The organism is Shewanella sp. KX20019 (genome assembly GCF_016757755.1).
Lineage (GTDB): Bacteria > Pseudomonadota > Gammaproteobacteria > Enterobacterales > Shewanellaceae > Shewanella.
This window is the reverse complement of record NZ_CP068437.1, coordinates 4,278,743-4,301,995: the sequence shown is the minus strand read 5'-3', so window position 1 is coordinate 4,301,995 and position 23,253 is coordinate 4,278,743. Positions and strand designations below refer to the sequence as shown.

Annotated in this window: 19 protein-coding genes; 18 read left to right on the top strand and 1 reads right to left on the bottom strand. The window is 43.9% G+C overall.

Annotation, left to right across the window (positions count from 1 at the left end; translation table 11 throughout):
• The first annotated feature begins 183 nt into the window (after positions 1-183).
• From JK628_RS18600 to JK628_RS18520, 17 genes are all read left to right on the top strand, one after another.
• The gene (locus JK628_RS18600) at positions 184-1,662 is read left to right on the top strand and encodes an NAD(P)H-hydrate dehydratase (RefSeq protein ID WP_202286418.1); all 1,479 of its coding nucleotides are present in this window, start codon (positions 184-186) and stop codon (positions 1,660-1,662) included.
• Between the two features lie 81 nt (positions 1,663-1,743).
• A complete protein-coding gene (gene tsaE / locus JK628_RS18595) occupies positions 1,744-2,220 on the top strand; it encodes a tRNA (adenosine(37)-N6)-threonylcarbamoyltransferase complex ATPase subunit type 1 TsaE (RefSeq protein ID WP_202289883.1) in 477 nt (158 codons plus the stop codon).
• On the top strand, positions 2,204-3,514 hold the full coding sequence (locus JK628_RS18590) for an N-acetylmuramoyl-L-alanine amidase (RefSeq protein ID WP_202286417.1): 1,311 nt from the start codon (positions 2,204-2,206) through the stop codon (positions 3,512-3,514). Before tsaE ends, JK628_RS18590 begins: the two co-directional genes overlap by 17 nt.
• 26 nt (positions 3,515-3,540) lie before the next feature.
• Positions 3,541-5,409 (top strand): DNA mismatch repair endonuclease MutL, encoded by a 1,869-nt coding sequence (gene mutL, locus JK628_RS18585; protein WP_202286416.1) that lies wholly within the window; start codon positions 3,541-3,543, stop codon positions 5,407-5,409.
• Positions 5,402-6,328, top strand: a complete 927-nt coding sequence (miaA, locus tag JK628_RS18580) for a tRNA (adenosine(37)-N6)-dimethylallyltransferase MiaA (protein ID WP_202286415.1) — start codon at positions 5,402-5,404, stop codon at positions 6,326-6,328. Before mutL ends, miaA begins: the two co-directional genes overlap by 8 nt.
• Before the next feature lie 95 nt (positions 6,329-6,423).
• Positions 6,424-6,702 carry an RNA chaperone Hfq gene (gene hfq / locus JK628_RS18575; RefSeq protein WP_202286414.1) on the top strand — a complete coding sequence of 93 codons (279 nt, stop codon included), beginning with the start codon at positions 6,424-6,426 and terminating at the stop codon, positions 6,700-6,702.
• 20 nt (positions 6,703-6,722) lie between these two features.
• Positions 6,723-8,018 carry a ribosome rescue GTPase HflX gene (gene hflX, locus JK628_RS18570; protein ID WP_202286413.1) on the top strand — a complete coding sequence of 432 codons (1,296 nt, stop codon included), beginning with the start codon at positions 6,723-6,725 and terminating at the stop codon, positions 8,016-8,018.
• A gap of 48 nt (positions 8,019-8,066) precedes the next feature.
• Positions 8,067-9,206, top strand: a complete 1,140-nt coding sequence (gene hflK / locus JK628_RS18565; protein ID WP_202286412.1) for an FtsH protease activity modulator HflK — start codon at positions 8,067-8,069, stop codon at positions 9,204-9,206.
• A gap of 3 nt (positions 9,207-9,209) precedes the next feature.
• Positions 9,210-10,088 carry a protease modulator HflC gene (gene hflC, locus JK628_RS18560; RefSeq protein WP_202286411.1) on the top strand — a complete coding sequence of 293 codons (879 nt, stop codon included), beginning with the start codon at positions 9,210-9,212 and terminating at the stop codon, positions 10,086-10,088.
• 415 nt (positions 10,089-10,503) lie between these two features.
• On the top strand, positions 10,504-11,094 hold the full coding sequence (gene petA / locus JK628_RS18555; RefSeq protein WP_202289882.1) for a ubiquinol-cytochrome c reductase iron-sulfur subunit: 591 nt from the start codon (positions 10,504-10,506) through the stop codon (positions 11,092-11,094).
• A complete protein-coding gene (locus JK628_RS18550) occupies positions 11,094-12,308 on the top strand; it encodes a cytochrome b (protein ID WP_202286410.1) in 1,215 nt (404 codons plus the stop codon). Before petA ends, JK628_RS18550 begins: the two co-directional genes overlap by 1 nt.
• A complete protein-coding gene (locus JK628_RS18545; RefSeq protein ID WP_202286409.1) occupies positions 12,308-13,003 on the top strand; it encodes a cytochrome c1 in 696 nt (231 codons plus the stop codon). The genes JK628_RS18550 and JK628_RS18545 overlap by 1 nt, the downstream gene beginning before the upstream one ends.
• 110 nt (positions 13,004-13,113) lie before the next feature.
• Complete coding sequence (gene sspA, locus JK628_RS18540) at positions 13,114-13,743, top strand: stringent starvation protein SspA (protein WP_202286408.1); 630 nt, start codon at positions 13,114-13,116, stop codon at positions 13,741-13,743.
• Positions 13,743-14,198: a ClpXP protease specificity-enhancing factor gene (locus JK628_RS18535; RefSeq protein WP_202286407.1), complete on the top strand. Its 456-nt coding sequence runs from the start codon at positions 13,743-13,745 to the stop codon at positions 14,196-14,198. The genes sspA and JK628_RS18535 overlap by 1 nt, the downstream gene beginning before the upstream one ends.
• Before the next feature lie 247 nt (positions 14,199-14,445).
• On the top strand, positions 14,446-15,018 hold the full coding sequence (locus JK628_RS18530) for an anthranilate synthase component II (RefSeq protein WP_202286406.1): 573 nt from the start codon (positions 14,446-14,448) through the stop codon (positions 15,016-15,018).
• Positions 15,019-15,376: 358 nt separating this feature from the next.
• Complete coding sequence (locus JK628_RS18525) at positions 15,377-17,854, top strand: S9 family peptidase (protein WP_202286405.1); 2,478 nt, start codon at positions 15,377-15,379, stop codon at positions 17,852-17,854.
• Positions 17,855-18,022: 168 nt separating this feature from the next.
• Positions 18,023-20,929, top strand: coding sequence for an insulinase family protein (locus JK628_RS18520; RefSeq protein WP_202286404.1), 2,907 nt, complete (start codon positions 18,023-18,025; stop codon positions 20,927-20,929).
• A 173-nt stretch (positions 20,930-21,102) separates the two neighbouring features.
• On the opposite strand, the gene JK628_RS18515 is transcribed toward JK628_RS18520, so the two are convergent.
• A complete protein-coding gene (locus JK628_RS18515) occupies positions 21,103-22,548 on the bottom strand; it encodes a DEAD/DEAH box helicase (RefSeq protein ID WP_202286403.1) in 1,446 nt (481 codons plus the stop codon).
• A gap of 381 nt (positions 22,549-22,929) precedes the next feature.
• Here JK628_RS18515 and JK628_RS18510 point away from each other — a divergent pair, with 381 nt between their 5' ends.
• Positions 22,930-23,136, top strand: coding sequence for a DUF3565 domain-containing protein (locus tag JK628_RS18510; protein ID WP_202286402.1), 207 nt, complete (start codon positions 22,930-22,932; stop codon positions 23,134-23,136).
• The last annotated feature ends 117 nt before the right edge of the window (positions 23,137-23,253 follow it).

Genomic DNA, 23,253 nt, shown 5'->3' with positions numbered 1-23,253 from the left:
CTGTACTGAAAAGGCACCATGAGGTGCCTTTTTTTGATCCTCCTAGTAACAACAGCATAGCTATACTTGTGTTAGATCAACTTATGATGATTTAACTAGCTTTAGGATGAACAATTCATTTGTGTTTAAGTCTGAATGACTAACATTCTAAGTTAGTCATGATTCTGTTTTGGAAAAGCCTAAATGAGCGAAAAGTATCTGTCTTCATTATTATCATTATACTCTGTCAAACAAGTGAGGCAGGCTGAAGCTAGTGCTGTTCGTGACGATACCAGCCTTTATGATCTCGTGAAACGTGCCGCTTTAGCTGCTTTTAAGCAGATTCAAAGCTTAAAACCTGATGCTCAAACCATTTTGATTTTAGCGGGTCATGGCAACAATGGTGCCGATGCTTATGCTACAGCATCGATGTTAATTAAGGCGGGACGAACTGTCATTTTGCAAGCCTCTACCGCTCATACACCATCAGAAGAGTTGCTTCTAGCGATTACACGCTTTGAAAGCCTAGGTGGTAAAACGACTCCTTTTTGTACCGATAAAATAGTTAAAGCTGAGGTGGTTGTTGATGGCCTATTAGGTACTGGGGCTAAAGGTGAACTGAGTGAAGAGCTAGTTGCGGTTATTGATGCCGTGAATCGCAGCGATGCTTGGGTGTTGTCACTTGATGTCCCATCTGGAATTGAGCCTGATACAGGGATATCGAAGCAGGTGGCTATAGACGCGAATATGACCCTGACGTTTGGAGCTATTAAGCAAGGTTTATTAACCAGCCAAGCTCGACACTTTTGCGGTCAACTATTATTGGCTGATATTGGTTTGGGGCCATACCTTATTCCAAGTAAGGTTAAAAGATTGATCAGTGAAGACCTGCCGAACATTTTCTTACCGAGAAGAAGGGATTCCCACAAAGGCGATAGTGGTAAAGTTTCCGTTATTGGTGGAGATATCGGCATGTCTGGCGCGGTGAGGCTGGCTTCTGAGTCATGTTTGAGAGCCGGGGCTGGACTTGTAACGGTAATCTCTAGACCGGAACACCACACGGTGGTTTGTACTACTCGACCTGAATTGATGTTTTGGGGTTGTGAGTTAGTCGATATGGAAGTTTACCTTAAATTAGGTTGGGCTGATGTGTTGGTGATTGGTCCAGGACTAGGAACTACGGATTGGGGTTACAACCTACTTAAAGCGGTCGATTTAGCTGAAAAACCCAGTGTGATAGATGCCGATGCGTTAAACCTCCTGTGTCATTTCCCTTTATCGAATAAGAATTGGGTGTTAACCCCACACCCCGGAGAAGCAGGACGGTTACTCGGGGTGAGCACTGCAGAAGTAGAGAAGGATCGTTTTAAGGCCGTTCGTTGCTTGCATGAAAAGTATGGTGGCGTCATTGTTTTAAAAGGTGCTGGAACGCTTATTTATGATGGGAATGATTGCGTTGTAGCGCCTGTTGGAAACCCTGGCCTTGCCAGTGGTGGTTGCGGTGATGTGCTCTCAGGGATCATTGGTGCATTGATGGCGCAGGGTTACAGCAACATGGAAGCGGCTTATCTAGCCGTTGTCATTCATGGTGACGCAGCCGATCTAGCGGCTAAAAACGGTGAAAGAGGCATGCTAGCCAGTGATTTAATGCCCTATATTCATCAGTTGGTTAATGAAATCTAGTTTAGAAATCGAATTGATTAGGTTAAAGTAAGGCATTCTAGCCAATGTGTTACTAGGACACCTTTTTAAATCAATATGAATATGCAAACAATTACCTTAGATCTTAATAATGAGCAAGAGACTGTATGTTTGGGGACCAAGTTATCCGCCCTAATTACACCGCCTTTGACGCTCTACCTTAGTGGTGATTTAGGCGCTGGCAAGACCACATTTAGCCGAGGACTGATCCAAAGCTTAGGCCACGATGGAGCCGTAAAAAGCCCAACTTACACCTTGGTCGAGCCATACGAGTTAGACGGAATTGATGTTTTTCATTTTGATTTGTATCGGCTATATGATCCCGAAGAACTTGAGTTCATGGGGATACGAGATTATTTTACTGAACGTAGCCTATGTATCGTTGAATGGCCTGATCGTGGCCATGGTCTATTACCGCCTGCGGATATACACATCGGCATTAAATATGTTAATACTGGACGACAAATAGAATTACAGGCTCTCTCTATAAAGGGTGAGCAAATATTGGCGCGCTTGAATAATAATGATAATAAACAATAATATACTTAAGCTGGTTGTACTATTCCTTACCTTTGGTGCTTCATTTTTTGCGCAGAGTGCTAATAAACTCGAAGGCGTAAGAGTATGGGCTGCGCCCGAGTCAACACGTATTGTTTTTGATTTAAGTCAATCGCCGAATTACACGCACTTTACCTTGACCAATCCCTATCGATTAGTTGTTGATTTGAAAAACTCATCCAACAAAGTCAACCTGTCTAAAATTGCTAACAACAGTAAGCTTGTTAAGAAAATTAGAAAGAGTTCTCCGCCAGAGAAAGGCACGCTTAGGATTGTAATTGACTTAGTTAAGCCAATAAAAGCAAGTTTGTTTGCGCTTCCTCCAACGGCTCCTTACGGAAATCGATTGGTTGTTGACCTCGATAGCGGAAGCTCTAAACCCACAAGTAAGCCTGCGCGCGCATTGCGTGACGTTATCGTGGCTATTGATGCGGGACATGGTGGGGACGACCCTGGATCTATCGGCCCGACAGGAATGTACGAAAAGAAAGTTGTACTGCAGATCGCCAAAAAAGTAGCGCAAAAAATTAATGCAACACCGGGAATGAAAGCGGTGATGACGCGTACTGGAGACTATTTTGTCAATTTGAATCGCCGCTCAGAGATAGCGAGAAATAGTAAGGCTGACCTGTTGATCTCCATTCATGCTGATGCATTTACCTCGCCGCAACCTAGAGGTGCTTCTGTCTGGGTATTGTCTATGCGTCGTGCCAACAGTGAAATTGGTCGTTGGTTAGAGCAGAAAGAGAAACATTCTGAGCTGCTCGGTGGTGCCGGTGAAATTATTCAAAATACTGATAACGAACAGTATTTGGCGATGACCTTACTCGATATGTCGATGGATCGCTCAATGGCGATTAGTCACAATATTGCTGGTGATGTGTTATCTAACCTAGGCAAGGTAACTAAACTACACAAGCATAAGCCAGAGTCAGCCAGTTTTGCCGTGCTTAAATCTCCAGATATTCCGTCGATATTGGTAGAGACTGGATTTATTTCAAATCATAGGGAGGAGCGGTTACTCTCCCAACGAGAGCATCAAAATAATATTGCTAAAGCCGTACATAAGGGGGTTGTTAAGTATTTTGAAGCCAACCCTCCGGTTAATTCATTACTTGCCAGTAAAAGTAATACCAAGCACAAAGTACGCAGTGGTGAATCATTATCAGTTATTGCCCATCGTTATCAGATCACAATTAGCCGCTTGAAAAAAGCCAATAAGCTTAAATCTGATACCTTAAGGATTGGACAAACGTTAGTCATTCCTCGGGCGTAACCATGTTGCAGTTGAAAGAGTAAATAATGGCCATAGAAAAGTTACCCCCTCAGCTTGCTAACCAAATAGCGGCAGGGGAAGTTGTTGAACGACCCGCTTCCGTTATCAAGGAGCTGGTCGAGAACAGCCTTGATGCTGGCGCAACCAGAGTCGATATCGAGATCGATAAAGGTGGTAGTAAACTTATCCGTATTAGAGATAATGGTTTAGGGATCCCGAAGGAGGATCTTGAGCTAGCGTTATCTCGCCATGCCACTTCTAAGCTCAAGTCTCTTGATGATCTTGAAGCGATTATGAGCTTTGGATTTCGAGGGGAAGCATTAGCCAGTATTAGCTCTGTCTCGCGGCTTACCTTAACCTCAAGAACGCTTGAACAAACTGAAGCATGGCAAGCCAAAGCTGAAGGCACTGAGATGGCGGTGCAAATATTACCCGCTGCGCATCCTGTTGGAACGACTATCGAAGCCATCGATCTATTTTTCAATACACCGGCTAGGCGTCGTTTCTTAAAAAGTGATAAAACTGAATTTACCCATATAGATGAATGGTTAAAGCGTATCGCACTAGTCAGGCGTGATATTCACTTTACCCTTAAGCATAATGGTAAAAGTGTCCGCAACTATCGTCCGGCTAATACTGAAATTCAATATCTACAACGTTTAGGGCAAGTGTGTGGTAATGCGTTTGCGGAAACGTGCTTGCATATTAATTGTCAGCACAACGATTTAACGTTAAGTGGCTACCTTCAAGCACCCAATGCAGCGTCTGGCTATTGCGAAACACAGTACTTTTACGTTAACGGTCGCTTGGTTAAAGACAGACTGGTTAACCATGCGGTGAGACAGGCATTTTCTGAATTTGCCGTCGGCGTTTCACCTGGTTATGTACTCATGCTCGAACTTGACCCTCATCAAGTGGACGTTAACGTGCATCCTGCAAAGCATGAAGTGCGTTTCCATCAAAGCCGTTATGTACATGATTATATTCTGCAAGCGTTGCAATCAGCGATGACGCAATCTGCCGAGCTTGGGTTGCAAGTGGAGCCAGAAGTTAGTGAATCACAACATAAAACCCTTGTGGATCAAACTCCATCTGCAAGCGGTGAATCAATAGCTGCTTCTCAAGGTTATGCTGAAGCCAACAATAAGCCATCGGCATCTTTTAGCGTCAGCGAGCGTGCGACTGCAGCATCACAAAGTTACAGTGATCCAAGCTATAGAGCGCCATTAAGGCCAGTTACTCATCGCCCGGAAGTGAGTTTACCCACACAAAGCAGCTTAGATGCTTATGGGAGTTTGCTTAGTACAACTAACAGCGCCTCTGCTAGTGTGGCAAGCAACAGGAACACCACTGCAGTGGCTGGCGCAGCGGTAAATATGCCGCCAGTATTAGCAGATAAATATTGGGTGATAGTGAAACAAGATACACTGTGCTTGCTGAGCATCGCTGATGTCATTAATGCGACTTTACGTGAAGAGATAAAGTTAAAGTTTGCTCAGGGATTGGTGGGTCAACCTCTACTCATGCCAGTTGCTGTACCTGTTGATAAGGTCTGGAGTGAGATCATAGAAAGTAGAGAACAATTACTGAGAAAGTTAGGAATTGAGCTATCTATTCGACTTGGGCAGTTGATTATCAAAAAAGTGCCCCCATATTTGAGGGATAGCCAATTGGCTTCGTTGATCCCCGAGTTATTACAATGGATCCGGTTTGAGCTGCCCTGTGATGCAGCATTAATTAGTTGGCTTGCTGAGCAATCCTCAGGTCATTTTACTGCCACCGCCGAGGCGTGGTTAGCTTTTAATACGCTCGATGACGGTGTTGTCAGCGCACTTTATAATCAAAGCCAAGTATTACCTTGGCAGCAATGGATGAAAGAATCTCAGAGTGACTGACAAGAAAAAGCATAAAGTTATCACCTTAATGGGCCCAACAGCTTCAGGTAAAACTGCGCTGGCCATTGAGCTTGTCAAAAACCATGACTGCGAAATTATTTCTGTAGATTCAGCATTGATCTACAAGCAGATGGATGTTGGAAGTGCTAAACCCGACGCCGCAGAATTAGCCGAAGCTCCTCATCGGCTGATTAATCTTATTGACCCGATTGAGAGTTATTCAGCAGCAGATTTTAGAAGAGATGCACTGAGTCAAATAGAAGAGATCATTAGTCGTGGTAAAACACCTTTGCTTGTGGGCGGTACCATGATGTATTTCAAAGCCTTGATTGAGGGCTTATCACCTCTTCCAGCGGCAGACGAAGCTATTCGCGCGCAAATAGCTGCAGAAGCCGTCACTCTAGGTTGGCAAGCATTACATGACGAGCTTAGAACAATTGATCCGGTATCGGCTGAACGTATTCACCCTAATGATCCTCAGCGATTAGCCAGAGCATTAGAGGTATTTCGGATCAGTGGCAAGTCGTTAACAGAGTTAACGAAAACCAAATTAGATGGATTCCCTTACGAAGCTGTGCAATTTGCGATTGCGCCAAACGACAGAAAGGTGTTACATAAAGCGATAGAAACTCGTTTTATGGCGATGTTAGGTCAAGGGTTTGTAGAAGAAGTGAAAAATCTAAAGGCTCGCGGTGACTTACATTTAGACCTGCCATCAATGCGATGTGTAGGCTATCGACAATGCTGGCAACATTTAGATGGTGAATTTGACTATGAAACTATGGTTGAAAAAGCTATTGTTGCTACTAGGCAATTAGCTAAGCGTCAATTAACATGGTTACGTGGTTGGCCAGACTTAATCTGGCTAGAAAGCGGAGCTGAAAGCAATCTTGCTACAGTAATGCGATATAGTCGCTAGCTTATTGGTCGTCGCTGTATAATACTAAAACCAAAGAATAAAGTTTTATAGTATTCGAATTACTATTGATATTACATAAAAAAGGAAATTAGAAAATGGCAAAGGGGCAATCTTTACAAGACCCGTTTTTGAACGCATTGCGTCGTGAACGCGTTCCAGTATCTATTTATCTTGTTAACGGCATTAAGCTACAAGGGCAAGTTGAGTCTTTCGATCAGTTTGTTATTTTGCTTAAAAATACGGTAAGCCAGATGGTTTATAAGCATGCCATTTCAACAGTGGTACCTTCACGTCCATTTAACGTGAGTAACCACCAAGCGACGAATGCTCAAGCTGGTTATAACGCTCAGCACGATGAAAGTGATGAGAAGTAAGTTTTTAAGGAGATTGCTTTTTGTTTGATCGTTATGAGGCAGGAGAAAAAGCGGTACTTGTCCATATCGACTTCTCCGATGAGGATAGCCGAGAGGATCTAGAGGAGCTCAAACTTTTAGTTGAGTCTGCTGGTGCCCAGTCAATCGGAGTCATTACAGGAAGTCGTCGTGCTCCGGATCGTAAGTTTTTTATTGGTTCGGGAAAAGCGGAAGAGTTAGCTGCGATGGTTGCGGCTACGGATGCTAATGTGGTTATCTTTAACCACCCTTTGAGCCCTGCTCAAGAGCGAAATTTAGAGCATCTGTGTGAATGTCGAGTGCTCGACAGAACCGCTTTGATCCTTGATATTTTTGCGCAAAGAGCGAGAACCTTTGAGGGTAAGTTGCAAGTGGAGCTAGCGCAATTGCGCCACATGTCAACGCGCCTAATTCGGGGGTGGACGCATCTGGAAAGGCAAAAAGGTGGCATTGGTCTTCGTGGGCCTGGTGAAACCCAGCTAGAAACAGATAGACGTTTGTTAAGAGCGCGAATTCGTACTATTAATAGACGTTTAGCTAAAGTAGATAAACAGCGTGATCAAAGTCGTAGAGCTAGAGTGCGAAGTGATATGTCGACAGTGTCTTTGGTCGGTTATACTAATGCTGGAAAGTCGACATTATTCAATGCATTAACAACTTCAGATGTTTATGCAGCGGATCAGCTTTTCGCAACGTTAGATCCAACATTGCGAAAATTAGAGTTACCAGATGGTCATGTCATTTTAGCCGATACTGTAGGGTTTATTAGGCACTTGCCTCATGATCTTGTTGCAGCATTTAAAGCGACATTACAGGAAACACGACAAGCAGATTTATTATTGCATGTCGTGGATAGCGCCGATGAGAACATGGCAGATAATTTTGAGCAAGTGCAAAGAGTGCTCAAAGAGATCGACGCTGACGAAATTCCACAATTGATTGTTTGCAATAAAATCGATCTGCTGGATGAGGTGAAGCCTCGCATTGATTACGATGATGAGGGGAATCCAATTAGAGTCTGGGTATCTGCCCAGCAGCAAAAAGGCTTGGAGCTAGTTCAAGAAGCTATCAATGATTTAGTTGGTAAAGCTGTTAAAGAACTAACCTTGCAAATTCCCGCTTCGGCAGGACATTATCTAGGCCAGTTTTATAAACTGGATGTAATACAGCAGAAAGAGTATGACGATCTGGGGAACTGTATGATCTCTGTGCGCTTGTTAGAGGCCGATTGGCGTCGACTGGTGAAGCAGAGCCTTGGTGAAATAGAAACTTTTATCGTCGATGAAGTCGTCGTATAAATTGTTATTTTAGTAATCTCGCTTATTTCATACACTATGGAGTACTAAATGGCTTGGAACGAGCCCGGTAACAAGGGTCAAGACCCTTGGGGGAAAAAAGGTGGTAACGATAAAGGACCACCTGATTTAGATGAAGTTTTTCGTAACCTTTCTAAACGCTTTGGCGGCAAGGGTAATGGTTCTGGCGGTGGCATAAGCGCAATGAGCTTGGTTATCGTTTTGGCGATTGCAGTTGTTGTGTGGGGCCTATCAGGCTTCTACACAGTCAAAGAAGCTGAGAAGGGTGTTGCACTGCGTTTTGGCGGTTATATTGGTGAAGTTGATCCGGGCCTTCAATGGAAAGCGACCTTCATTGATGAAGTCACTCCCGTGAATGTGCAAACAGTTCGCTCAATTCCAGCTTCAGGCAGCATGCTTACAGCGGATGAAAACGTGGTATTGGTGCAACTTGATGTTCAATATCGAGTAAACAACGCTAGAGACTATCTTTACAGTGTCGTTAATGCGGATGCCAGTTTGCGAGAAGCGACAGACAGTGCATTACGCTATGTTATCGGCCATAACACGATGGATGATATCTTGACCACGGGTCGAGATCAAATTCGACGTGACACCTGGGATGAGATTGAGCGTATCATCGAGAACTACAAGTTAGGTATCGTCGTTGTCGATGTTAACTTCTTGCCTGCTCGTCCACCAGAAGAGGTGAGAGACGCCTTTGATGACGCAATCGCTGCGCAAGAGGATGAGCAGCGCTTTATTCGTGAAGCAGAAGCCTACTCTCGTCAGTTAGAACCTAAGGTTCGAGGTACTGTGCAACGTATGGATCAACAAGCCAAAGCTTACAAGCAAAGAGTCACGCTTGAAGCACAAGGTAAAGTTGCTCGTTTTGAGCAGTTATTGCCTGAATACCAAATGGCACCAGAAGTCACTAGAGAGCGTATGTATTTCGATACAATGCAAGAGGTGATGAGTGGAACCAGTAAGGTGCTTATTGATGCAAAAAGCAGTGGTAACTTGATGTATTTACCTTTAGATAAGCTGATGCAAAATAGCCAATCTGGTAAATCTGCCAGCGTTAATAGCCAACCCGCACAGCCTGTGATGTCGGTTAACAGCACGACAAATAATAGCAGCATGCCTCTTGATGGTCGCCCATCAAGAGGAGACCGTACGGGGAGGAATTAAGTAATGGGTAAATTTACTGCGGTAATAGCAGCGGTACTTGTTGCTATCTGTTTGTCGTCTATTCTAGTGGTTAATGAAGGTGAGCGCGCAATCGTTTCACGTTTTGGAAAAGTCTTAAAAGACGACGGTGTTACGCGAGTTTATAGCCCTGGTTTGAATATAAAGATCCCTATGCTTGATAAGGTCAAGTTTTTGGATTCTCGTGTTCAAACCTTGGATGGTGCAGCGGATCGTTTTGTGACTTCAGAGAAGAAAGATCTTATGGTCGACTCTTATGTGAAGTGGCGTATCTTGGATTTCGAACGTTACTATTTGTCTACTAATGGTGGCATAAAAGCGAATGCGGAATCTCTGTTACAACGCAAAATAAACAACGACCTTCGCACCGAGTTTGGTCGTCGTACGATTAAAGAGATCGTTTCTGGTAGCCGTGATGAACTGCAGTCAGATGCACTTAAAAATGCTTCAGAAAGTGCCGCTGACTTGGGCATTGAAGTCGTTGATGTGCGGGTTAAGCAGATTAACTTACCGGCTAACGTTAGTACCAGTATCTATCAACGTATGCGTGCAGAACGTCAAGCTGTAGCCAAAGAGCATCGTGCTCAAGGTCAGGAGCAAGCCGAGATTATTCGAGCTAAAACTGACGCTAGTGTTACGATTCAAACCGCTGAAGCCGAGCGTAAAGCGCTTACTTTGCGTGGTGAAGGTGACGCCGAAGCTGCTAAGATATATGCAGATGCATACACCAAAGACCCTGAGTTTTTTAGCTTCCTACGTAGTTTAGAGGCTTATAAAGCGAGTTTCTCTGGTGACAGTGATGTGATGGTACTTGAACCGAATAGCGAGTTCTTTAGATATATGAAGAGCTCTGCTGGTAAGTAAGTTCGTCGCTCGATATAAAAGGCCTAACAAATGTTAGGCCTTTTTTGTAGGTAAAATAATTAATTTTACTGCCTTATTCTAATTCCTACCTATTCTGTCAACTATTCATCGATAACAATAATAAACCAGCATCTCACAACGTAAGTATCTAATTTAGCTCTGTTTAAATAAGGTGTTTTTTAATGTTCTATTGAGCTGATTTGACGAGATTGTTAGGCTAGATGCTTTCTTTTTGTGCATAATCGGCACTAAAAGCAACATAGTTAACTTAGTTATGTGTTTTAACTATGATCTGGTTCTAATTTTTGGCTATAATGGGCCCCGCCTCAAATTTATATTTTTATTAACTGACTTGAGTCAGATTTTAAAAAACTTGAATAAAACAAAAATTCCAACACTCTCTGGAGATAAGTGGATGAGCAATGCGCCAGTCGATACCGGACGTCGCAGATTTCTGACCGCAGCAACCGCCGTAGTAGGTGGTGCTGGTGCCGCTGCTGTAGCGGTTCCGTTTATAAAGTCATGGAATCCGAGTGCCAAAGCGAAAGCAGCAGGTGCGCCGGTTGAAGTAAACATAAGTAAAGTCGAGCCAGGTCAACTTATTCGAGTTGAATGGCGTGGTAAGCCTGTATGGGTTGTTCGTCGTACCAAGGAGATCATAGATGGTCTGCCTGCTATTGACGCTCAGCTTCGCGATCCAGATTCTGTTGAACCACAACAGCCTGCATACGCACAAAACACAGGGCGATCAATTAAGGCCGAGTACTTCATAGCCGTTGGCTTATGTACCCACCTAGGTTGTTCTCCAACTTACTTACCAGATACATTTGGTGAGCAGGTAGAAGGTGTTGCATCTGGCTTCTTCTGTCCTTGTCACGGTTCTAAGTTTGATATGGCTGGTCGCGTATTCCAAGGTGTACCAGCTCCATTGAACCTAGTTATCCCTCCACATCAATATATTGATGATGGCACCGTGATTATCGGTGTTGATAAAGGAGCTGCGTAATGGTTAAAAATATCATTGATTGGATTGACGCACGTATTCCTATGACAGCGACGTATAATCGTCATGTCGGGCAATATGCGACGCCGACCAACTTTAACTTTTGGTACTTTTTTGGCTCGTTAGCCATGTTAGTACTTGTAAACCAGTTGCTTACGGGTATTTGGTTAACAATGAACTACGTTCCGACAGCGGAAGGTGCGTTCGCTTCTATCGAATACATCATGCGTGATGTGGAGTACGGTTGGTTGCTGCGGTATATGCATTCCACCGGTGCATCGGCCTTCTTTGTAGTCATCTATCTTCATATGTTCCGTGGCATTATTTACGGTTCGTATCAGAAGCCAAGAGAGCTGCTATGGCTATTCGGTATGCTTATCTTCCTCGTGTTGATGGCTGAAGCGTTTATGGGTTACCTACTGCCTTGGGGGCAAATGTCCTACTGGGGTGCACAGGTAATTATCTCGTTATTTGGCGCAATCCCTTTTATCGGTGATGACCTGACATTGTGGATCCGTGGTGACTTTGTCGTCTCCGGTGCGACCCTAAACCGCTTCTTTGCACTGCATGTTATTGCATTGCCACTTGTGTTAGTTGTGTTGGTATTCCTACACCTAATTGCATTGCATGAAGTTGGGTCAAACAATCCAGATGGTATCGAGATTAAAAAGAATAAGGATGAGAACGGTTGGCCGAAAGATGGCATTCCATTCCACCCATACTACACAGTGAAAGATATCATGGGTGTCGCAGGATTCCTGATTGTCTTCTGTTATGTATTGTTCTTTATGCCTGAAGGTGGTGGTTATTTCCTTGAGGGGCCAAACTTTGAAGCGGCGAATCCGATGAAGACGCCAGAGCATATTGCACCTGTTTGGTACTTCACACCTTTCTATGCAATCTTGCGTGCGATCCCAGACAAGTTAATAGGCGTGATCGGCATGGGCTTAGCCATTGCTGTGTTATTTATTCTGCCTTGGTTAGATCGTTGTAGTGTTAAGTCAGTTCGCTATCGCAGCATGATCCATAAGCTGAACATTGGTCAGTTTGCCGTATCATTTATTGTATTGGGCTACTTAGGTGCAGTTCCTACAACGGAAATCCTGACTTATGTGGCACGTTTCTTTACGGTGACTTACTTCGCCTTCTTCTTACTGCTGTGGATATACAGTAAGAATGAGAAGACTAAGCCTGTACCAGAGAGGTTGACACACTAATGAAGAAATTATTGATTGCATTAGTCGCATTAGTTCCAACGTTGGCAATGGCTTCTGGTGGCGGTGCCCACCTTGAAGACGCTAACATTGATCTAAATGATCAAGAGTCACTGCAGCGTGGTTTGGATCATTTCCAAAACAACTGTGCAGGTTGCCATAGCACTCAGTATCAGCGTTATGAGCGAGTAGCAACAGATCTCGCTATCCCGCTAGATGTTATGAGTGCTAAGTATGTCCATGGAGAAGCCAAAGTTGGCGAACTCATGGAAAATGCGATTCCTGAAACAGACGCTGCTAAGTGGTTTGGTGCAACGCCTCCAGACCTAACATTAGTTGCACGTGTTCGTGGCGAAGATTGGGTTTACTCATACCTTAAGGGTTTTTATAAAGATGAAACTCGCCCGTTTGGTGTGAATAATACTGTTTTCCCATCTGTGGGTATGCCGCATGTTCTGCAAGAACTTCAAGGCCTATCAGTTAAACAGGAAGATGGGACGCTCGTTGCGAGTGGCGGTACACTGTCTGCTGAGGAGTATGACCAATACGTCCGTGATATCACTGGCTACTTGGTTTACTCTGGCGACCCAGTAAAACTTGAGCGTGAAAGCTTAGGTTGGTGGGTGATGGGCTTCCTATTTATTTTCTTTATTGTGGCCTACCTCTTAAAGAAAGAATACTGGAAAGATGTACACTAAGCCCTATTAAAGGGTAGAATGTATTATCCGCATATTGTAAACGGGGAGCTTTGCTCCTCGTTTGCTTTTGCATTTTTTGCTTTTTGATTTGTGAATCCCGGAGGGTATCAATGGCTGTTGCTGCCAACAAACGCTCAATCATGACCCTGTATTCAGGCGCCGATGACCTTTATAGTCATCAAGTACGTATCGTTCTTGCTGAGAAAGGAGTAACGGTTGACGTACTGCAGGTTGATCCAAATGAGATCCCTGAAGATTTGATCGAGCTTAACCCGTACAACACTGTGCCAACATTGGTAGACAGAGAGTTAGTACTTTATAACTCTCGCATCATTATGGAATACCTAGATGAGCGTTTTCCTCATCCACCATTAATGCCTGTTTATCCGGTTTCACGTGGTCAAACTCGTCTTTGGATGCATCGCATCGAAGAAGATTGGTATGCACTTGTAGAGCGTATTAGAAAAGGCGATCGTGCTGAAGCTGCTCGTAAAGAGTTGACTGAAAGCTTAACGGCTATTGCCCCAATCTTCGGTGAAGTGCCTTACTTCATGAGTGAAGAGTTTGGTTTAGCAGATTGCTACTTAGGCCCACTATTGTGGCGTCTACCAGTATTGGGTATCGAACTAGATAACCGTGCTGCAAAAGATATTAAAGCTTACATGACTCGTTTATTCGATCGTGAATCTTTTAAAGCTTCTTTAACAGAGACTGAGCGCGAAATGCGCATGGGTATCTAATGAAAGAGCTTACCCCGAATCGTCCATACTTGTTACGGGCTTATTACGACTGGTTAATGGATAACCAGTTAACGCCCCATGTTGTTGTTGATGCCTATGTGCCTGGCACACAAGTACCACAACAATATGTTAAAGATGGTCAAATTGTACTTAATATTACTGAAAGTGCTGTAGGTAACCTACAGATCACTAATGAGTTTATTGAGTTCAGTGCGCGTTTTGGTGGTGTTCCTCAGCAGGTATTGCTGCCTATGGCTGCAATTGTTGCTATCTACGCCAGAGAAAATGGCGCTGGTACGGTTTTCGATTTAGAAGAATCTTACGAGATAGATGATGCTGAAGAGGCGGGGCTTTCTGTAGTGAAAGAACCTGTCGTTGAAGTAAGCGAGCCTGAAGAGAGCAAAGAAGAGGTTAAGGAACCTAAACGCCGTAGTCATTTGACCTTGGTGAAATAGGTTGTAATCTGAAAGAAAAGCCAGTCATTGACTGGCTTTTTTATTGGCAAAAATTCACTACAAAATGAATATGGGGTATTGATCATCTACGCTACTCTATAAGTGAAGATCTAGGGGCACTGTGATAGCATCAGCGCCCAACAATACTTAAACCCAATACAAAGTAACATTTAACGCGATTATCCCGATGGTTATCAGAGTTTTTCGCGATAGATAATGCGGTGTAATAAAGGCTCACGGCGCTCTTATGATCTTAATGATCGATAACTACGACTCTTTTACTTATAACTTGGTGCAATACTTCCAGCAATTGCAGCAAAACGTCACGGTCAGGCGCAATGATGAAATAACTCTAGCGCAAATTGAGTTGCTCAACCCCAGCCATATCGTTATCTCTCCCGGCCCCTGCACGCCAAATGACGCGGGTCTTTCGCTTGCCATCATTAAGCAGTTTGCGGGTAAATTGCCTATCTTAGGTGTATGCTTAGGTCATCAAGCCATTGCGCAAGTATTTGGCGCCAATGTGGTAAAGGCTAAACGTGTCATGCATGGAAAAACCAGTCGCATAACGCATTCAGGCAAGGGGCTATTTCTAGGCTTGAATAACCCACTTACCGTGACGCGGTATCACTCTCTATTAATCGATGCAGTTCCAACTGGTTTTGTGTTGGATGCTTGGTATGACGATCCATTGCACGGCCGTGAAATAATGGCAATGCGCAATCCTGAACAAAAAATCTACTCAGTGCAGTTTCATCCAGAGTCTGTTTTGACAGAGCAGGGGCACGCATTGTTAGCCAATTTTATTGGTACCACCTAGAAACGACTTATGCCTCGAACTTGACCTTTGCGAACTTAATGTTGCTAGGGCCCGTTCGGCAATGATCTATTGGCTGCTAAGGACAGCTGCTCAACACCGCTAAAAACTAGCTGCTTCAAAATAAGCCTTAAAGCCGCATTTCTTAGCTATTTGTGCTGCAGGCTAGCTGTTGAAAACGACTAAACCCCTAGCCCCGCCTCGTTACATAGCCAATAAATTGAGCTAAAAATAACCGTGAAACAATAATCGCTCCTAAGTCGCTACTATCTGTTACAAATTAACTGCGTTTTAAACCAATCCCGTTGCTAAAGTGTGATATAAAAGTCCGCAAAAATACCAATAATAAAAGGGATGGATAATGAAAAGCGTCATTCGTCATATCGGATTGAGTGCTCTAACAGTTGCTATTTTAGCAGGCTGCTCGGCAACTAATACCACAGTTACACCTGAGCCAGTGACTTCAGAAAATGCTGTCACTTTATCTGCACCACCGCAAGTTGACCAAGCACTTACGCTTAATCAAATAATGGCTAATCCCGACTGGATGGGATTACTCGCAAAAGGCGCTTATTGGAGCGATGATAGCCAATCTGTCTACTTCGCACGTCAAGCTCATGGCAATCCGACGCGTAATTATTATCAACAAGATCTGACCGGTTCTGAAGCTAACGAGCTTGCGTTAAATCAATTGCACGCGGCAGATCAAGAGTACGGTGTACTGGATAATAAAAAAGTCCGTAAAGCCTACATCTATCAGGGCAACTTGTTCGTCAAAGATCTCGAATCAGCAAAGATCACTCAGCTAACTCGCCAAAATACTAAAGTTGATGGCGTGCGTTTTCTTATCAATGGTGATATTGCCTATTGGCAGGGCGATAACATTTTCAAGATTGACAGTAACTCAGGTCTATCTGAGCAGCTGGCCAACATCAAAATGGCAGTTGAGCCAAAAGGTGTCCAAGAGCCTGCAACTTACATCGCTAAACAGCAGCAGCGCCTTATCGAGTACGTAGCACTGCAGCAGAGTAACGCTAAATCTAAAGAGCAGTATAAAGAAGCATTAGCTAAAGCAGATCCGACTATGTCAGCTAAGACATGGTATTTGGGCAATAGCGAAGTCGTTACCGAGCTGAGCTTGTCTCCGGATGGACGCTATGTATTACTGTCGCTGCGTGATAAAGATTACAGCTGGCGCGGCGAACACGACATCATGCCTAACTACCTAGGTAAAGACGGTTATGTCGATGCCGTGCCTGCACGTGCCCGTGTTGCCGAAGATACGCCAGCAGGCGAACGTTTAGTCGTTCTTGATCTGCAAACTCACACTAAAAAAGATATCACCATCGAAGGTTTAACGGGCTTTGATGAAGATGTACTAGCTTCTGTTAAAACCGAAAATGCCGAAGCAAAAGGTGAAAGTTATAAGAGTGAGAAGTTGCCACGTAAAGTGCAACGAATCCAAGATTGGGGCTGGTCACAAAGTGCTATTCAGTGGCAAGCAAATGGCGATAAAGTCGCAGTGATGTTAGAAGCCGTTGATAATAAAGATCGTTGGATAGCGACAGTTGATTTAAGCAAAGGCAGTTTGAAGACAGAGCATCGTTTACATGATGATGCTTGGATAAACTACAACTTTAATCAGTATGGCTGGTTACCTAATAGCGATAGCCTATATTACCTTTCTGAAGAAACTGGCTACTCACATATCTATCTAAAAGCTAATGGCGAGAAAGCTAAGGCACTTACGCAAGGTCAATATGTCGTCAGCGATATTACCTTAGGGCCCAAAGCGCAGTTTATCTATTACAAAGCCAATAAGAGTCATCCTGGTATTGATAATGTGTATCGGGTAGAGATCGCAACCGGTAAAGATGAGCAGTTAACCCAGTGGCAGGGCCAGCTCGACTACAGTTTGAGTCCAGATGGCGAACAGCTACTCCTTAATGCCTCTACTCGCATAAAACCTGCTGAACTTTTCGTGCAACCGATTGGCGGCGAGATAAAGCAGCTGACAGATTACACTAGCGCCGCATTTAAAGATTATGCATGGCAAGCGCCAGAAGTTGTCGCTGTTCCATCTACTCATGGTGCCGGCGACGTGTATGCTCGAGTTTATTTGCCACAAGGGTACAGCAAAGACAACGCTGACAAGTATCCGGCGGTTATTTTTAACCATGGTGCAGGTTACCTGCAAAATGCTCACTACGGCTTCTCTGGTTACTTTAGAGAGTTCATGTTCCATAACTTACTAGCGCAACAAGGCTATGTGGTCATGGATATGGATTACCGTGGTTCAAAAGGTTACGGCCGAGATTGGCGTACTGCAGTGTACCGTCAAATGGGCACACCGGAAGTTGAAGATCTTAAAGACGGTGTGAGCTGGATGGCGGCGAATGCTAATGTCGATGCCGGCAAAGTAGGGACATACGGTGGATCTTATGGTGGCTTCTTGACGTTTATGGCGCTGTTTAACGAGCCTGAACTATTCCAAGCGGGTGCAGCTCTGCGCCCTGTCACTGATTGGGCACATTATAATGCACCGTATACTTCCAATATCTTGAATACTCCGGATGTTGATCCAATCGCTTATGAGCGCAGCTCGCCAATTGAGCATGCCGAAGGGTTACAAAAGCCATTATTAATAATGAGCGGCGTATTGGATGACAATGTGTTTTTTCAAGACAGTGTGCGTTTAGTACAACGTTTGATTGAACTTGAGAAGCCAATGTTTGAAACGGCTATCTATCCGGTTGAGCCCCATGGTTTCCGTCAACCGTCAAGCTGGTTAGATGAATATCGCCGTATACATAAGCTTTTTGAGCAGGAACTCAAATAAACCTCATCGAATGATGAAATAAAAAAGGCCCCTATTAAGGGGCCTTTTTTAATGGTTTGTTGGTGACGGGTTGATTTTTCGTGTAGGGCAAGGGTTTTGCATTTAACCTGAGTATAAAGTATACCTTGAGCTGGTTTATTCTAATTAGTCACAGTTCAAGGAAGATATATGAGATCTAAAAAGTACCTTTGCCTAACGATGAGCTTATGTGCCATTGCAGTGATTAGCAGCGGCTGTAGTCAGCAGCAATCAGTTGCTGAGCAAGCAAGTTCCGTTGTTGCAAATGCATCTAGTGTGGTTGACTCAAACGAAATTAAGAAAAGTGTTAATGACGAGCGCAGTTACCGTGTCATTACTCTGGATAACGAGTTAGAGGTAGTGCTGGTATCGGACCCAAGTATTGAAAAATCTGCAGCGGCATTGAGTGTAGGGGTCGGTTCATATCAAGAGCCTCTAGAGTTTGGCGGCCTAGCTCATTACCTAGAGCACATGCTGTTCCTCGGGACGAAGACTTACCCTAAAGTGGGTGAATATGCCGACTTTGTTGCTAAGAATGGCGGTACTATAAATGCGTACACTCAACTCGATCATACCAACTACATGATTGCGGTTAACAATGGCGCTTACAACGAAGCATTAGCCCGCTTTTCAGGCTTCTTTTATGAACCATTACTCGATGCCAAATACGCGGATAAAGAACGTAATGCAGTGCATTCAGAGTGGAGTATGAAAGGGCCTAATGACTATGTGATCATGGGGGCGCTGGACGGGTTAACACTTAATCAAGACCATCCGATTTCGCAGTTTAACTGGGGAAATCTCAATTCACTGTCGGATAAAGGTGAGCGAACACTGCAAAAAGAGTTGTTGGCTTTCTTTGATAAGTACTACTCTGCAAATCTAATGAAAGCGAGTTTAATTAGCAATCGCTCTCTTGATGAGATGGAAGTGCTGGCGAAGAAGCACTTTTCCGTGATCCCAAATAATGGTATCGATAAGCCAGTTATAAAAGCGCTAGCAGCAACACCAAGTAACGTGAACAAGCTTATTCGTTATGTACCACAAACTGAACTCAATCAGCTGCAAGTCAAATTTGTTATTGCTAATAATCTGTCAAAATTTCAGGTTAAACCAAATGAATATTTAGCACACCTTATCGGCAGCGAAATGCCTGATACCTTGTCTGCTAAACTTCGAGAATTAGGTTTAATAGAAAACCTATATGCTAGTGCTGATCCAAGTGAATATGGCAGCCAAGGCAGCTTCACAATTACTTCTGAGCTAACAGCTGGCGGCCTAGAAAATAGAGATTTGATTGTAGGCCTTATCTTTAAATACATAGCATTACTGCAAAGTAAAGGTGTTGATGAGCAATATTACCAAGAGATAAAGCAATCGCTAGATAATGACTTTAGGTTTGTGGAGAAATATAACGATTACGCTTATGCAATGCGAATTGCTGCAACATTACAAAAGTATGAGCCACAATCGGTATTAAATTATGCTTATGAATACGAGCGCTTTGACGCGACCGAGATCAACAAGGTGCTATCGCAGTTAACGGTAGAAAACTCGCGGGTGCTGTATATCGATCAGGCTCAACCGGTCGATACTGACATGGAGTACTTTAAGGGTCGATATAAGGTAGAAACGATAGATGATTCTCTGCGTAATATTTGGCAAGCAAAAGCCAACGATATTGAGTTAAAGCTGCCAAGTGTTAACCGTTTAATGCCGGAAAACTTTGAGGTAGTAAAAGCCAAATATACCTCTCCAAAACTGATTCTTGATAGTAAAGAAGTTGAAGTTTATCTGACTCATTCAGAGCAGTTTAGTCAACCTAAAGGTTATTTGGCGGCAAAACTTAATAGTGATATCGATAAGCAGACCGCAAAGCAGCAGGTGATGGCACAACTGCTAGTCAAGTCGTGGGAGAATAACGTACTCCCCGCGGTTTATGGTGAATCTCGTGCAGCAGGCATGTACCTCTCGGTAGAGGTTAATAATGGCCTGTCTGCATGGGTTCGAGGTTTTACAGACAAGCAAGCTGAATTACTACTAACGGTATTTGATAAATTGCAACGCTATGAAGTGAGCAATGCTGAGCTCACTAATTTGAAAGCTAGCTATGCCGCGGAGCTACGAAGCAATCAAAAGCAGATTGTCATTCGACAGTCTTTTCAAACATTTAATAAGTTACTTACTGCAGATGAGTTTGAAGATTCAAGTCTACTTTCGGCCATCGACTCAATTACACCGAGTGAACTTAATGTATTTAAGTCACAGTTATTTAAAAGTGGCAAGCCGCGTTTTTTTGCTTTTGGTAATTACCAAGAGACATTGTTAACCAAAACGGTTAAGCAGCTTGTGGATGCTCTACCGAAAAAGCGAGTTATTGAACCTGTATATTTTTCACCTTTAATTGCGTTATCTGCTGCATCAGTCGTTAACCTGCAAACAGATGTTAACATGACTGATGTTGGCTTAGTTGATGCAAGTTTTACATCGTTAACGCCAAAGGCCGCTGCAACCGCTATGGTGTTGCAGAAGCTTATTCAGCCTAGTGCACATAAGCAGTTGCGAACAGAGGAGCAGTTGGGCTACTCGGTTGGTTTCTTTAGCCAGAGGATGCGTGAGCATGTGTTGATGGCAATGTACATTCAATCTCCCGTTAAAGGTCCCAATGAACTTCTGAGTCGCTTCAATGCATTTAAAAACCAATTCGACAAAGAGCTTGCGACAACCAAAGAAGAAAGTATTGTTGCGATTAGAGAGAGTGTTTTAGTTGGGCTAGTGCAACCGCCGAAAAACATCAGAGAAGAAGCTTGGCCATTTTATAAAGATTGGCTTGAACGCAAAACTGATTTTGTCAGTCAGCAGCAACTGATTGACGTTGTTCAAGTGGTGACCTTAGCTGATGTACAAGCGTTATACGGCGATCTTAATAGCGAAGGAAAACTCAGTCGTGTGGTAGTACAGCTGCGTGGCACCGAGTTTAAAGATGCTGCATTTGCTGAATTTAAACAACAGCAGAAAGTAGCCAGTATTGATGCGTTTCATAAAAAGTCATTATAACTAGGCAGTGATTCCTATAATGGCTTGCTATAAAGCACTTTCGGGTGCAATAGCTTACATATTAGATTGCCACCTCTAGGCGCTATGGGCATATAGCGCTAACAAAAAAGCCCCAATACTTATAAGTATCGGGGCTATTTAATTCTTCTCATCAGAGACTAGAACACAAAATGTTAGCCTTGAGGGCCACTTTCGTTACGACGACTGCGGCGCTGCCCCGATAATGGCGCTGAGCCAGGCTTGCTTGATCTGGCATGTCTTGGATTTTTGTCATTTGGCTTATGGCCACGCGCGGCTTCTCCGCTGCGTTGTCCATCTTTATGCTCAACCTTTCCTGCACTATTCTGCTGGCCGCTACCTTGACTGCGATTAGCTGGTTTACCACTTGAATTGCCACGTCTCTGATTTGAACCACGAGAGTTACTGTTACGCGGGCCTTTATTTTGTCCGTGAGACTTACCGGTTAAATCGGTCTCAGGCAGCTTATGCGTCGGCTCGAACCCTTCGATGACTCTGCGTTCTAAGTTTTGTTTGATCAGTAGTTCGATATCGCGCAGTAATTTAACTTCTTCATCGCTAACCAGTGAAACGGCTTGGCCTGTTGCACCCGCACGGCCGGTACGTCCGATACGATGAACGTAATCCTCTGGCACGTTTGGTAGGTCGAAGTTGACCACTTGAGGGAGTTGATCGATATCTAGACCACGTGCAGCAATATCCGTTGCCACTAACACGCGAACAGCACCACTCTTAAACTCTGCCAATGCTTTAGTTCGTGCACCTTGGCTTTTATTACCGTGAATAGCCGCTGCAGTAATGCCTTTAGCGTCTAGGCTTTTTGCAAGACGGTTGGCGCCATGTTTAGTACGGCTGAAAACCAGTACCTGTTGCCAGTCATGTTGCTTGATAAGATTGACCAGTACAGCTGCTTTTTGGCCTTTATCGACCGGGCAGATCCACTGCTTTACGGTATTGGCTGTAGCATTACGAGGTGTTACTGAGATCTCTACCGGATTGTTAACCAAGCCTTTAGCTAGCTTGCGAATATCATCTGAGAAGGTCGCAGAGAACATTAAGTTCTGCCGTTTAGCAGGTAAAACAGCAAGGATTTTCTTAATATCGTGGATAAAGCCCATATCTAGCATGCGATCGGCTTCATCTAATACGAGTACTTCAAGCTGACTAAAGTTAACCGCACGCTGATTATACAAGTCAAGTAAACGACCCGGCGTTGCGACTAGAATGTCGACACCGCGGCTAAGCTTGGATATTTGCGGGCCAATACCCACACCACCAAAAATAACCGCTGATTTAAGAGGTAAATTCTTGCCGTATACTTCAACGCTTTCACCCACTTGAGCCGCAAGTTCGCGGGTAGGGGTTAATACTAAGGCTCTTACTTGTTTTGCAGGCGCTTTGGTGCCTTTTGAAAGAAGTTCTAACAGCGGCAAAGTGAAGCCTGCTGTTTTGCCTGTTCCGGTTTGGGCGGCAGCCATGACGTCTTTACCTTCAAGTACCGCTGGAATAGCTTGTGCTTGAATTGGAGATGGAGTGTCATAGCCTTTACTGGCGACAGCTTTCAAAATTTGGGCTGATAAGCCCAGTGAAGCAAAACTCATAGATAGATCTCATTTAGACCAGCCAAGCTGGCGTAAAGCGCGCTGACTGCAGTTTATAGAAGGGCCGGCTAATGCTGGCGGGCGTGCAGCTTACAGGATCTGCCTAAAAAGCGCTATTTAATAAACAGTAGCCCTATAATCTCCATCCTCTAGAGTATGGCAGTGAATCGCCATTTTTGAGCGGCTGACGCTAGCAATAAACACGACTTCAGCGCTGAGAAAATCAACTAATTGAGCTAAACTTTGCAATTGTGTGATTTTTAGTCGTTTAAAAGATGTTGTTTCGAGTCCGCACGTGTTAATCTCGCGCCCCTGAAAGTTTGTCTATCGACCTCAACCCAAACTTAGCCAATCCCTTTTGGCCAATTGAAGGTGTAAGCCTTGCTACAAGCCATTATTAATTATCATCAAGATGATGAACAACATTGGGTTGCAGAGTTAGCTTGTGGTCATAAGCAGCATGTGCGCCATCGTCCACCTTGGGAAGACCGTGGTTGGGTGACAAGCACTGGCGGTAGAAAGTCTATGCTTGGGTATAAACTCACATGTAAACTATGTGAATTCGAGATGGGCAGTAAACTGAAGTAGTAGCGAATAGGTGAATTGATGAGTCAGACATGGTATTAACGACTATGATTTGGTAAGACAATTAGACGCGATTACGCTGAAAGAATATTGAAGGTAGCTGCAAAGCAAAAGCGATTG